Source organism: Pseudoalteromonas sp. TB51 (assembly GCF_000498055.1).
Taxonomy (GTDB): Bacteria; Pseudomonadota; Gammaproteobacteria; order Enterobacterales; family Alteromonadaceae; genus Pseudoalteromonas; species Pseudoalteromonas atlantica.
Genome location: NZ_AUTO01000271.1, coordinates 1 through 12,655, shown reverse-complemented (window position 1 = coordinate 12,655; position 12,655 = coordinate 1). Strand labels below are relative to the sequence as shown.

The window sequence follows — 12,655 nt, the reverse complement described above, 5'->3', positions numbered from 1 at the left end:
ACCGGCCGCCGCGATTTTGAATGGCGCGCGGATCAAGGCGCAGAAGTTATTTGGGCCGAAGCGCAAGATGGCGGCGACATGAAAACCGATGTTAAGCACCATGATTATATTTACAGCCTACGCGCGCCGTTTAAACGCGAGCCTAAGCTGTTTGCTAAAGTAGAGCGCCGCTATGCTGGTATAGTCTGGGGCAATCAAAATATTGCCATGCTTAGCGACTGGCGCTTTAGCGACCGCCAAGTGCGTACGTATGTTATTCAGCCACGCAATGCAGATAAAAACCGTGTGCTTTTTTCTGAGCGAAGCTATAACGATGCGTATAAAAACCCAGGTAGCTTTATATACGAGCGTAACGATTTAGGCGCCAACGTTATTAAAATTGTTGGCGGGCGTTATATGTATCTGCGCGGTAACGGCGCGTCTGAGCAAGGTAATATTCCGTTTTTAGACCAGTACGATGTAAAAACGAATAGCAGCAAGCGTTTATGGCAATCACAAGCGCCATACTACGAGCGTGTTCGTGCATTGCTTGACGACGAAGGCAAGCGCTTTATAACTGTGCGAGAGTCTAAAACCGAGCAACCTAACTTTTTTATTCGTGATTTAGATAACGATACTCTTACGCAGCTTACTAACTTTGCTCATCCGTACCCAGCATTTAAAGGGGTTACAAAAGAGCAGTTACGTTACAAACGTGATGACGGGGTTGAGCTTTCGGGCACGCTTTATTTACCGCCAGGTTACGATGTAACCCAAGGCCCGTTACCCGTACTTATGTGGGCGTACCCACTTGAATACAAAGATAAAGCCGTAGCATCACAAGTGCGCGAATCGCCATACGAATTTACTTACATTGGTTATTGGGGCCCTATGCCTTACCTTGCTAAAGGTATTGCCGTATTTGACGACCCTAAAATGCCTATTGTAGGTATTGATGGCAGCGAGCCAAACGATAACTTTAGAAAGCAGCTAGTTTCAAGTGCGCAAGCTGCGGTTGATGTGCTGGTTAAAAAAGGCATTGCCGATAAAAACAACATTGCTATAGCAGGGCACTCGTACGGTGCATTTATGGTGGCAAACCTATTAGCGCATAGTGATTTATTTAAAACCGGTATTGCTCGCAGTGGTGCTTACAACCGTACCCTAACGCCGTTTGGTTTTCAGGGTGAAGAGCGTGATTTTTGGCAAGCACAAAGTGTGTACGCAAACATGTCGCCGTTTTTCCATGCTGAAAAAATTGACGAGCCAATGCTAATGATCCACGGTCAAGAAGATCCTAATTCTGGAACTTTCCCAATGCAAAGTGAGCGCATGTACGCCGCCCTAAAAGGCTTAGGTAAAGACGCTCGCTTAGTTATGCTTCCTTACGAAGCCCACGGTTACCGCGCTCGTAAAAGCTTATTACACGTACTGTGGGAACAAGAGCAATGGCTAGATAAGTATTTATTGAGTGATACCGCAAAGCCAGTAGAGGTCATTACTCAGCCAGTGGCAAGTACTGAACAATAGTAGATAATAGGTAACCAATAGCGCGGCTACTTTAGCCGCGTTTTTTGCTTTTAATATAGAGAGAAAAAATGATTGATGTTGCAGCGCTTGCCGTTTTTATTCCTACCTTCTTTTTTGTATCTATTACACCGGGTATGTGTATGACCCTTGCCATGACATTAGGTATGAGCATAGGTGTAAGGCGCACATTATGGATGATGATAGGTGAGCTGTTAGGGGTCGCAAGTGTTGCTATTGCTGCGGTATTAGGTGTTGCAAGCGTAATGCTAAATTACCCTAATGCGTTCGATATTTTAAAATGGGTAGGCGGTGCATACTTAATTTATATAGGTATAAATATGTGGCGCGCAAAAGGTAAAATGTCGATTGATACACATAGCCCAAGTGATGTAAGTCGCCAGTCGCTATTTACGCAAGGCTTTGTAACTGCCATTGCTAATCCAAAGGGCTGGGCATTTATGATCTCTTTACTACCGCCATTTATTAGCGTTGAACACGCACTAGCCCCGCAACTGTTAGTGCTTGTTTTAGTTATTATGATAAGCGAATTTATTTGCATGTTAGCGTACGCCACAGGCGGTAAAAGCCTACGTTTATTTTTAAGCCGTGGCGATAATATAAAATGGATGAACCGAATTGCAGGCAGCCTTATGGTGCTAGTAGGCATATGGCTGGCATTAGGAGGCTAGATTACTATTTATACTAAGTCTAAGCCTGTTGATGCTATTAAGTAAAAAAATTTAAAGTTTTTATAAAATGAGATAAAAGTATGAATGTTGGCTGAACGCCTTGCCAGCGTTACATTTGTAATAAAATGAAAGGTAAGTAAATAAAAAGTTCTTAATTTGTAGAGTTGCATTTTTTCATAAATTCGGTAATTCTAATTAAATGTTCAAGGAAGAATGAACCAAGTCAATAGCTTAGCTTTGTGCTTTCTTGTGTTTTTATAAGTATAGGGAAATAACCTAATGAAAAAAGCTATCTTATCTGCCATTATCTTCGCCCCCCTTTTCGCCGGTTGTGTATCGACAACAGATACAAGTACATCTGCTAATTTAGACAGAAATGCAGCCGTCGCAGAATTAACAACTCGTATGGACACTCTAGGCTATTTTCACCCTGTTGAAGTGCAACCAGGGATAGATGAGTTTTTAAATATGTCCGCCATTATTTTAGAGCGTCAACGCAAGGTTATGGCCGAGTATCGTACTCAAACTGATAACTATCGAGATGTGCAAGCATTTTTATATGCTCATCAGAATTCTACACCTGAACAATTACAAGCTGCCATTGTTGAATTTGACGCAGGGGCTAAAAATAAAGACGAAGAAATTGGTCATAAAATTGCAGCTTATAATTTAGCAAATGAAGGTATTTACCAACAAAACGTTGAGCTTGCGACAGACTTAACAATTGAAATAGCTAAGTCTGCTTATATTTTGAGCCAGCACAGTACTGCAATAGCTAAAGTTACAGCTTTGCGAATGGGAGGTGATGTAGTTAGCTCTTGGTTATCAAGTGACGAAGAAAACGCCGAAAAAGAAGAAGATCCAAAAGATATAGGCACTGCACTTGTTAAAGCAAAAGATCAGCTTGCATTAGCACTTGAAGCAAACGAAATTATTGAACTTGAACAAGCAACTATCACAGCTATAAATGAGCTTCAGCTTGAGCAAGAAGCGAAAGGCTGATGAAAACAAGCATTTTTGCTTTTTTAGTAGCCTGTGTTTTTAATTGTTCTGCTCAAAGTTGGCCTGACTGGGTAACCAAATCACATAAGAGTGATGAATACATAACTGCAGTCGGTATTGGTGAAAGTCGCTTAGCCGCAAAGCAAGCGGCTCTAGCCGACATTACTACTCAATTAAGCGTTGATGTAAATACACAGCAATTACAAACGCTAAAAAAGCAAAATAATCGAGTAAATAACTATTTTGAACAAACAACGAGCCTAACAAGTTTACCGATTACATTAACGGGGCTTGAAGAGCTTAATTCGATTAACCAAAATAATTTATTTGCTTTAAAAGTGGGCATAAAAAAAACGACTTTAATCGCTAATCTTAAATCTGATTTAGAGGGACTAGAGCGTATGGACATCCCCAAAAAAAATGCAGAACAGCGATTTATATGGGCTCTCCAAAAAAGTGGAGAGCTTAATCTTGCCTCAAAAAAATTAGCTTTGTTAGAACTCCTATCTGGCTCTAAGCCATTTATAAAACAAACTTTAAATAAGTTATTAAATGAACAATCAATAGGGTTAGGCGCTGTCGCTTGCGATGTGATAGGCGCTAATAACATTAGCCAAATAAAGTCTGCTCTAAATGATGCATTACCGCATAGTGGTTCAACTCGCTTATGGGTGCGGCCACAATTACGATGGCAGTATGCTCAAAGCGATAATGCCTACCTCGCTAAAGCAAATCTAACCATTGTACTTACTCGAAGCGTGAGCCCATTTAAAGTGCTGTTACAGCACGATATATCCGCACAAGAAAGTGCCAGCACTCAAGAAATCGCAAAACAAAACGCGATTAATAACTTAGTAAAACAAATTAAAGCGCCTGCAAGTCAGTGGCTGTTTGATAATTAGGAATAGCAATGAAATTAGTCAAAAATTTAACTCTTTCTGCACTAACTATTGCCTTATTGGCTGGTTGTAACACAACCCCAAAACAGGGAAGCACGACTCAATCTGGTACAGTAAGCAACAACGCTTCGAATACAGTAATCGCTAAAAGCGCTTATGTATTTAAAGATGCCGATATTGCAATGCCGGCCTATTTTGATACTCAAGGTTTAGAGCGTTGTACCTTCGATATCAATAGTGAAACCGATAGTTGCCCACTCAAAAAGCCTATTATACGTATGTATTTTGACTTAGCAGGTGTAAGCGGAAGTGGTATTGGTGTTGATGCAATGCGTGAGTTTGATAATCAAAATTTATTACTTATGCTCGAAAATCAATTTGCTGGTATTAATCGCTTTAGAATCGTTACGCGTGATGATGATGCTATTTCAAAAGAGCAACAGTTAATTTTACAACAACAAGGTGTAGCAATAGCAGCTAAACGCGCTGAAGTTAAAGCATTAATTCCCGATTTTGTCGTGAAAATTGATTCACTGAGAACGCTAAAAACTGAAGGGGCGATCACAGATTGGGCCGACTACACATTAGAGCTGACAACCGGCGTTATAAACCCACAAACACGTGAAAAGCTATCGCACCCAAATTTAGGAAAGATTCGTGTTAAATCGGAAGATGTACGTGATCGCTCAGAGTTAAAATTTACAACAGTAAGCGGACGCTATGCAGCGGGTTTCCACTTTGATCAAAGTGCTCATGTAAATGCAGTACTTAGTGACATGGGATCGCGTGGTATTGATATTTTACTTACTCGTATGTTGAGTGAAATGCCAGCAACAGCACAAGTGTTAGGTATTAAAGGTAACAAAATTAGCTTAGACAGAGGCCAAAATGCAGGTGTGCTGCCTAACGAAACAATGATCATTTTTAGCTATGAGGCTGGATTTGTTGAGCCACTTGGAGTTGCAAATGTAAACCCTTCGCGTAGTAGTGCAAATGGTGAAATTATTCGTTGGAAAGCTTCCGATGCAGCCGATGATGTTAAAAATAAAGCTGAAAACGGTATTTATCGCCCATCTAATGGTGCAAAAATATTTGCTGTATCGGTCGGTACTCCAGCTGACTTTTTGGAGAACCGAACATGATCAAAAAGCTTGGCTTGTTAGCATTATGTTCTTTGAGTGCGCAAGCTCAAGTGGATGTATTGTCTGATGGTACGCTACAAACACAGGCATGTGCTTATGGTCGAGGTAGCACGGCTATTTCTGGTGCAAAAGCTCAGGCAAGTGCCGAGCTAATCAGTTTTATTAAAGGTAATAAAAGCCTAACAACACAAGGTGCACAGCAACATTTAACAACTAGTTTAGATGATGATGCAGCCAGCTTATATGAGCAGCAACGCACTACGATGATGGAAGGGTTGAGTGCAGGCGCTGTTCCTTTAAATTACTCAGCACCTACACTAAGCGGTAACGACACTTGCATGACTGTAAGCCTTAACCCGCAAGAGTTAGGGGAGCCGCAAGAGCAAAATTGGCAGCAAACCACTCAAAATATTAGTGTGACAGTAATAGGCCAAGGCTGGAAAAAAGAAGGTAAAACAGCATTGACGATTGCAGAACAAGATGCTTTGCAACGCGCTGTATCGCAAGTTGTAGGTGTTTGGCTTACTCAGCAGCATACGCAATCATCAAGCATGAGTATGAATATTGTTGACGGTAACGAATCAACAAACATGCAAGAGCTAATAGGCCAACAGCTTTCGAGTCATAGTGAAGGGCTTGTTAAAGAATGGCAAACGCTGCAAACCAAAGAACTGCAAAATGGTGGTGTGGAAGTCACCATTATTGCTGTGGTAGAAAAAGCACCTCTCATTCAAAAAGCATCTAAATTACTGAGCATGATTGGTTCGCCTAGAGTCCAAGTTATTGCGCCTGAACCATTAAAAACAGAGCTAAAAGTTTGGTTAAACGAGCAAGGTATTGAAGTTGGTAACGCGGCTAGTTTAGTTATTTATGCAAAATCTGAAGTGATTAAGAGAGGTAACAACAGACAACTTTATTTAACTGCTGACGTTAGAGATTTAGCTGGAAATATTTATGGCCAGTGGAAAAACGACTCTTCATTTATGTCATTGCCTAAAGGCCCATACGTTGAAAAAGACTTAATGGCAGTGCATTTGGCAAGCAAGTCACAATCAGAGGCACTTCATAACACGCTTAATAATGCCTTTACTCAAGTAGTTGCAAGAGGGGGCTTAGTTCGTGAAGTCATGCTGCCAAGCAATAAGTTAACGCAACCAGAAAAATTGCATGATGTATTAAGTACGTTAGGTGGCGTAAGCGATGTATCTATACATAAACAGCAAAAATATACTGTAGCAAGCCTTAGGTTTAAAGGTAATACCGGTGAGCTTGCTAATGCGCTCGATCAAGTATTAATGACAATAACAGCAAAAAACCTTTCAAAAATTACAGTCGAAGACGATTTTACACTCAGGTACAAATAAGGATAGATGATGAAATTAAAAATATTAACATTAGCAATGGTTTTAGCTATGCCTGCAATCGCAGCGGAAGAGTTTAGCCTAACGGATATGATCCCAGCTCGCCCAGGGGCACAAGTTGCAGGTGCTGAACAAGCACAGGTTTCTGGAGATGTAGTAGTTGCAAAAGATACAAACGTTGCAGTTGCTGTTGCTCATCAAGCATTAATAGATGATAACGAAGACGGCATTAAAATGATTCAGGTTGGCAGTGGTACTGGTATTTTATCAATTGGTAGCAATTACTATAAAACTTACGAAAATATAAACGCTACACTGCTCTCTAAACGAAGTGCATATGTGCAAGCCGGTCTAATTGCAAAGAAGCAAATGGTTCAAAATATGACAGGGCTGCAACAGCAATGTGAGACAGCTGCATCGATAACAATGGATCGGATTGATACAGGTGTCGAAGGAGCGAGTAATTCTAAGGCATCATTAACTGAAAACTGTAAAGAGTCACTTTCAGGCATGCTTGCTGGGTATGTAACATTCGATGTTTTTGATGACCCAGAAGAGAAAATGGTAAGAGTTAGTTTAATTTCCACACCAAAAACTCGATTACAAACTAAAAGTAATAGAGGGATTATAGCTGTAACTACTAACCCAAATGAAATATTTCAACAAGTTATAGAAGATGTCAAAAGTGGTGTCTTACCTCCGGTTGGTTCAAAGGTATTAACTAATGCAGCTACTGGTGAAGTCATTGTAATCGGGTATGGTTCGGCAATTATTCGACAAGATAAAAATAAAAGTATGGGGCGTCAATTAAGACAAATGGCTAAATCACAGTCGCAAACTCGTGCACGTTCAGCTCTTATAGCAACTATGCAGGGTGAATCTGTTACGTGGCAGGGTAAAATGGATGAGAAGCAGTTTGAGGGTTCTGAAAACTTTAAATATGATGATCCATATTTACAAGATCCTACACAAGTAAAAATATTAGATGAGCAAAGGGAAACATTTGTAAATCAAGTAAAGCAATCCAATGAATATAAAACAATAGCTCAGGGTCAGTTACCAGCGGGTGTTAATGTAAAAAACTTTACTAGTGATGACAAATATTGGCAATACAGTGTCGCAGTTTATGCTCCTAGTTTAGAAGCTACAGCGCGACAAGCAGCTAAAGAGATGGAAGGTAATAATGGCCAAACTGTTAATGGTGTAAGCCAGTCTAGTCACAAAATCAAAGTGTACGGTGGGTTAAACGAAAAAGCGGCTAACCCTCAGGGTGCATCAGGTAAAGTAGCGAGCGAAAAGGAACTTTAATGCTAGCACCTATTTTAGCGCTTTCGTTGGTGGCTTCGGCCACTTTCGACTCAGAGCAAACAATTGAACAAAAAACTGCTTTTTATAAAAGTCAGGCTAATGGTCAATACGCCCGAGTAATGGCGTTAAAATCGAGTGCAAAAAATGCGCTTGAGCAGGCATGTCGAAATGCATTGACCCTGCCTGAGCGCAGTATTATTAAAAATACTTTAGCTAAAAAGCTCAATATTACGTTGCCAGAGTCGGTAAGCTTTATTAACGCTGAAATTACGGGCTATAAGCAAGAAAAACAGCAAGAATGGTTAACTTGTACTGGCGTTGTAACACCTGCTGCGAAAGATATTAACGAAGCTGGACTTGCCATTAGAGCTGCTTGGCAAATTGGTAGCCAAAAGGATAAAACAAACTTACGTCCTTTATTGCAAGTTGCATTGAATCACCCTACAACAATGTCTGATGCGGTGGCATTAGTTGCAGCTCAATCACCAGAAGAGCAACGCTTAAGCTATCTCGATAAATATTTAAAAGCGAGTGAGTTAAAGCTCGATGAAGCTAAGGCGTCTGTTGCACAAACCTGGTTTGTTTATGGGCGTTATAAACAAGTTATTTCGCTAACCCAACAATGCAATAGCATAGACTGTAAGCGTTTAAATTTAGCAGCGCAAACTGCTTTTGATAACCTACCTGCTGATGATCTAAGTAGCTACTTTTAATTTTATAGGGATATAAAAAATGCATTTAAAAGCTAAAATGCTTCTAAAAATAGGCGTATTCGCTTATTTAACAATGAGTTTTACCAGCATAGCTCAAACGAATGATGAGGCTGAATTTGAGGCTTTTCTAAAAAAGCGTCAGAGTGAGTTTAATCAGTTTGAGCAACAACAAAAACAAGAATTTGAAGCATTTGTAACTGCTTGGCGTGATGCGCAAAATGCATATTTAAAACAAGTAACTACAAAGTGGCAAGACCCAAATCTGCCAAGCTCAAAAGTATGGGTCAAATACAGTGATGACTTAAATAAACGCACCAGTGTAAACTTTGAAAGTGGTGAAGTGGTGGTTGAGTTATTAAATAGCAAAAACAACGAGCAAGCTGTTGAATATGCAAAAGAGCAAGTAAATGAGCTTTCTCAAATCACGGTAGATAAAGCACTTGCAAAGGATCCGGTATATATTGCAGCTAATAATACCATTAATAATAAAAGCTTCACTTCTACTAGTAAGTCTTTAAATAGTAAAATTGAGCGGAATAAGCCATCAACAACGACTCAACCTAAAAAAATAGCTAAGCAAACAGTACTTTCTACAGAGATTGTAGAAGAGGTACTCTCTGCAAAGGTGCCTGTAATAACGAAGCAAAAAGACAGAGTAACAATTAGCTATAAGCTGCCTGCTAATACGCTCTCTAATCAAGCAAAACGATACTTACCTGAAGTTCAGCAACAAGCAAAGCGCTACAATATAGAGCCTGCATTGTTATTAGCCATCATTCATACGGAATCAAGTTTTAACCCACTAGCTCGCTCCCCAATTCCTGCTTTTGGATTGATGCAAATTGTCCCGACATCGGCGGGTAAAGACGTGAGTAACTTTTTGCAAGGAAAACCGCTATTACTTAGTCCAGAATACTTATTTCAGGCAGATAATAACGTAGAAGCAGGTAGTACTTACATGCATATTTTAAGCAATCGTTACTTTAAAAATGTGCGTAATGCGCAATCAAGAATTTACATGAGTATAGCCGCTTATAATACTGGCCCTGGCAACGTAGCCAAAACGTTAAGTGGCTCTAAATCACTTAATCAGGCAAGTATTGCAGCTAATGCAATGTCATCAGAGAATGTTTATACCTTAATGGTAAATAAGTTACCTGCACAAGAAACCCGTAATTACTTACAAAAAGTGGTAAAACGCACCGCTTATTATCAAAAGCAATTGAAAGGAATTTAAAATGAAAAAGTTATTACCTCTTATAGCCGCTTTAGCATTAGGTGCGTGTTCAAGCACTGAACAAACTCAGTCTGAGCCGTTAGCAAAAAATGATTCAGTGCCAAGCTGGGTATTATTACCTGTGTCTGATAAAGGATTAGCTTCATCATCATGCGTACCTTGGTCAGGCAGTATGTCAACCGACAGAGCACAAGCTATTGCGGCTGCACGCGCCGATTTATCCCAGCAGATACAAGTTAAAGCAAGTGTTATGGATAAATTATACCAACGTAAAGCACAAAGTAATGATGAGCTAAATGTTGGCGGTACTTTTGAGCAAGTAAGCAAACAGGTTGCACAGCAAAGCCTTGTAGGTGCTGTGCCACAAGAAGTGGCATTTGCGAAATTAGACGGTGTAAAGCAGCTTTGTACATTCGTTGTAATGAGCAATACACAAGAAACATTTAATAACCTAGTAGCTCAATCTGGTAAGCGTTTAGATCCTAGTTCGCGTGAAGCACTTTACGAAGAGTTCAAAGCCCAAAAAGCGATGAAAGAACTTGAAAAAGAGCTAGAAAATTTAAATAACTAATAAAAAATTCTATATTACTAGTTTAGTTTCTAACTCCGCTAAACTAGTATTTTTGAACGGAGTTATGAAGGACTGAAATGAAAGATATATTCTTTTTTGATTCAATGTTAACCCCAAAAATAATTACATTTGTTTACTGGTTAATTTTAATAGGCACTTTGATCTCAGGTGTTACAACAATGTTTGCTAAGTATGGTGGTGGTTTCATTAGTGGTTTGGCCATAATTGTTGGTGGGGCTATTGGTGCGCGCATCTGGTGTGAGCTATTAATTGTACTATTTAAAATTCATGAAAATCTTCAAAAAATAGCTAATAAATCAGAATAATTTTAAATTCTCATAAAGTAGTGGTGGCATTGAGTGTTACCACTACTTTTAATCTTTGGCGGCCCAATTAACCAAAAGAAAGTAGTTGATATTGTCAATTAATTTACTATAGTTGATTTTGTCATCTATTTTAAGAGAAATACCTGTTTAATGAATACGCCTACTTTAGTAAATTCTGCGCTCGTAGAGCCTAAAAAAACACCGATCACCTATAAAATAATGGTGATGGTAAGTATTATTATTTTTGTAGGCGGCAGCTTAACAGGCATTATGACTTACACAAATGTAGGTATAACTGAGCATTTTTATATGGATTGGTTTACCTCGTTTTTAAGTGCGGTGTTGGTTATGGCTCCTGTGGGGTTAGCAATGACAGCCCTTATGAATACCTTGGTGGCTAAATTATTACCAAAAGCAAGTGAGCTAAAACGTAATTTAGTGATTAGCGTTTTTATGGCGCTTACCATGGAGTCGCTAATGGCGTTTGTAACCGCTACTAACAATATAGGTTTTGCCAATATGCGCTTATTTTATACCGCGTGGGTAGAGGGGTTATTAGCCGCGCTACCCATTGGTTTAACATTAATGCTTGTTATGTCGGTTACTGTAAAACCTAAATTAGAGCGATTTTTAAAAAGCTAAATTGCGCTTTTTAAAAATGTTGCCGTGCGGCTATGCTCAGATTGAGCCACATCTTCTGGTTTACCTTGAGCAACAATTAAGCCGCCTTCGTCGCCGGCTCCTGGACCAATATCAATAACCCAATCACTGTTACTGGCAACTTGCATATCGTGCTCAACCATAATTACGGTGTTGCCCGCATCAACTAAGCCATTTAACTGCGCCATTAACATGGCTACATCTTTTGGGTGTAGGCCGGTGGTTGGTTCATCTAAAATATACAGCGTATCGCCGCGCTGCGCACGTTGCAGCTCTGTGGCAAGCTTTATGCGCTGGGCCTCTCCGCCCGAAAGCTCAGTAGCAGGTTGCCCTAAACGTAAATAGCCAAGGCCTACTTGTAAGAGCGCATTTAGCGCACGTAAAATAGCGGGTTCATCGGCAAAAAATGTATGCGCTGACTCCACCGTTAAATTAAGCACATCGGCAATGGTTTTATCTTTATAGGTAATGTCGAGTGTTTTTTGGTTGTAGCGCTTGGCGTTACACACAGGGCAAGGCGAATACACGCTTGGTAAAAATAACAGTTCCACGCTTACAAAGCCTACGCCTTCGCAGTTGTCGCAGCGGCCTTTTTTCACATTAAACGAAAAACGACCTGCATCGTATTTACGCGCTTTTGCCTCTTTGGTATTGGCAAATAATTTACGTACGTGATCGAACAAACCAGTGTAAGTAGCAAGGTTTGAGCGAGGCGTGCGGCCAATGGCTTTTTGATCAACCGTTATTAGGCGCTTTATATGCTCAAGGCCCTCGGTAATTTTGCCATGGGTTGGTGTTTGAAGTTCTTGATCAAGCAAGTCGGCTTCATCGGTAGGTATTGGCGGCGGCGTTTTTTGACCTAAAGCATCTTGAATAAGCTCGACTAAGGCTTGGCTTACTAAGCTTGATTTACCTGAGCCAGAAACCCCCGTAACACTTGTAATAACCCCAAGCGGAAATTCGGCACTGATGTTGTGTAAATTGTTACGCTCAATACCACTTAGCTTAAGCCAGGCTGATGGCGTACGTTGTGTTTGATGATTTGGCTTTGCGTTATTGTTATGCTTAAAAAGATACTGACTTGTATGTGAGTTGCTCACTTGCTCTAAGCCTTCAACTGGGCCGCTGTAAACAATATTACCGCCATGCGAACCCGCATTTGGCCCTACATCAACCACCCAATCGGCGTGGCGAATTACACTTGTATCGTGCTCCACCACAAATACTGAGTTACCAGC

At 40.2% G+C, this 12,655-nt stretch carries 12 protein-coding genes and 1 pseudogene; 12 read left to right on the top strand and 1 reads right to left on the bottom strand.

The features are described 5' to 3' along the window. The 12 genes from L650_RS0115930 to L650_RS0115875 all read left to right on the top strand — a co-directional run. Nucleotides 1-1,509: alpha/beta hydrolase family protein (locus tag L650_RS0115930; protein ID WP_164835572.1), on the top strand; the 1,509-nt coding region annotated here is incomplete at its 5' end. 68 nt (nt 1,510-1,577) lie between these two features. After that, nucleotides 1,578-2,198: a LysE family translocator gene (locus L650_RS0115925; protein ID WP_029773721.1), complete on the top strand. Its 621-nt coding sequence runs from the start codon at nt 1,578-1,580 to the stop codon at nt 2,196-2,198. A 279-nt stretch (nt 2,199-2,477) separates the two neighbouring features. Next, nucleotides 2,478-3,200 carry a hypothetical protein gene (locus L650_RS0115920; RefSeq protein ID WP_029773720.1) on the top strand — a complete coding sequence of 241 codons (723 nt, stop codon included), beginning with the start codon at nt 2,478-2,480 and terminating at the stop codon, nt 3,198-3,200. Beyond that, entirely contained in the window at nt 3,200-4,102 is a 903-nt protein-coding gene (locus tag L650_RS0115915; protein WP_029773719.1) for an LPP20 family lipoprotein, read from the top strand. Before L650_RS0115920 ends, L650_RS0115915 begins: the two co-directional genes overlap by 1 nt. Nucleotides 4,103-4,110: 8 nt before the next feature. Further along, nucleotides 4,111-5,241: a hypothetical protein gene (locus L650_RS0115910; RefSeq protein WP_029773718.1), complete on the top strand. Its 1,131-nt coding sequence runs from the start codon at nt 4,111-4,113 to the stop codon at nt 5,239-5,241. Next, nucleotides 5,238-6,605, top strand: a complete 1,368-nt coding sequence (locus L650_RS0115905; protein ID WP_029773717.1) for a hypothetical protein — start codon at nt 5,238-5,240, stop codon at nt 6,603-6,605. Before L650_RS0115910 ends, L650_RS0115905 begins: the two co-directional genes overlap by 4 nt. A gap of 6 nt (nt 6,606-6,611) precedes the next feature. Continuing rightward, nucleotides 6,612-7,910 carry a hypothetical protein gene (locus L650_RS0115900; RefSeq protein WP_029773716.1) on the top strand — a complete coding sequence of 433 codons (1,299 nt, stop codon included), beginning with the start codon at nt 6,612-6,614 and terminating at the stop codon, nt 7,908-7,910. Beyond that, nucleotides 7,910-8,623, top strand: a complete 714-nt coding sequence (locus L650_RS0115895; protein ID WP_029773715.1) for a hypothetical protein — start codon at nt 7,910-7,912, stop codon at nt 8,621-8,623. The genes L650_RS0115900 and L650_RS0115895 overlap by 1 nt, the downstream gene beginning before the upstream one ends. 19 nt (nt 8,624-8,642) lie before the next feature. After that, on the top strand, nt 8,643-9,860 hold the full coding sequence (locus L650_RS0115890) for a murein transglycosylase domain-containing protein (protein ID WP_029773714.1): 1,218 nt from the start codon (nt 8,643-8,645) through the stop codon (nt 9,858-9,860). 1 nt (nt 9,861) lies between these two features. After that, nucleotides 9,862-10,431: a hypothetical protein gene (locus L650_RS0115885; protein ID WP_029773713.1), complete on the top strand. Its 570-nt coding sequence runs from the start codon at nt 9,862-9,864 to the stop codon at nt 10,429-10,431. A 77-nt stretch (nt 10,432-10,508) separates the two neighbouring features. Then, nucleotides 10,509-10,757 (top strand): DUF4282 domain-containing protein, encoded by a 249-nt coding sequence (locus L650_RS0115880; RefSeq protein WP_002960155.1) that lies wholly within the window; start codon nt 10,509-10,511, stop codon nt 10,755-10,757. A 150-nt stretch (nt 10,758-10,907) separates the two neighbouring features. After that, nucleotides 10,908-11,399, top strand: coding sequence for a DUF2798 domain-containing protein (locus L650_RS0115875; protein ID WP_029773712.1), 492 nt, complete (start codon nt 10,908-10,910; stop codon nt 11,397-11,399). Here the strand turns inward: L650_RS0115875 and L650_RS0115870 are convergent. Then, nucleotides 11,396-12,655: pseudogene (locus tag L650_RS0115870) on the bottom strand (ATP-binding cassette domain-containing protein); the annotation flags it as partial. The gene L650_RS0115875 and the pseudogene L650_RS0115870 sit on opposite strands and share 4 nt — an antisense overlap.

What these genes read in the sequence shown, in the direction of transcription:
- L650_RS0115885 (WP_029773713.1), top strand. Translation starts at nt 9,862, where the DNA reads ATGAAAAAGTTATTACCTCTTATAGCCGCTTTAGCATTAGGTGCGTGT.
- L650_RS0115880 (WP_002960155.1), top strand. Translation starts at nt 10,509, where the DNA reads ATGAAAGATATATTCTTTTTTGATTCAATGTTAACCCCAAAAATAATT.
- L650_RS0115915 (WP_029773719.1), top strand. Translation starts at nt 3,200, where the DNA reads ATGAAAACAAGCATTTTTGCTTTTTTAGTAGCCTGTGTTTTTAATTGT.
- L650_RS0115895 (WP_029773715.1), top strand. Translation starts at nt 7,910, where the DNA reads ATGCTAGCACCTATTTTAGCGCTTTCGTTGGTGGCTTCGGCCACTTTC.
- L650_RS0115890 (WP_029773714.1), top strand. Translation starts at nt 8,643, where the DNA reads ATGCATTTAAAAGCTAAAATGCTTCTAAAAATAGGCGTATTCGCTTAT.
- L650_RS0115875 (WP_029773712.1), top strand. Translation starts at nt 10,908, where the DNA reads ATGAATACGCCTACTTTAGTAAATTCTGCGCTCGTAGAGCCTAAAAAA.
- L650_RS0115925 (WP_029773721.1), top strand. Translation starts at nt 1,578, where the DNA reads ATGATTGATGTTGCAGCGCTTGCCGTTTTTATTCCTACCTTCTTTTTT.
- L650_RS0115910 (WP_029773718.1), top strand. Translation starts at nt 4,111, where the DNA reads ATGAAATTAGTCAAAAATTTAACTCTTTCTGCACTAACTATTGCCTTA.
- L650_RS0115920 (WP_029773720.1), top strand. Translation starts at nt 2,478, where the DNA reads ATGAAAAAAGCTATCTTATCTGCCATTATCTTCGCCCCCCTTTTCGCC.
- L650_RS0115900 (WP_029773716.1), top strand. Translation starts at nt 6,612, where the DNA reads ATGATGAAATTAAAAATATTAACATTAGCAATGGTTTTAGCTATGCCT.
- L650_RS0115905 (WP_029773717.1), top strand. Translation starts at nt 5,238, where the DNA reads ATGATCAAAAAGCTTGGCTTGTTAGCATTATGTTCTTTGAGTGCGCAA.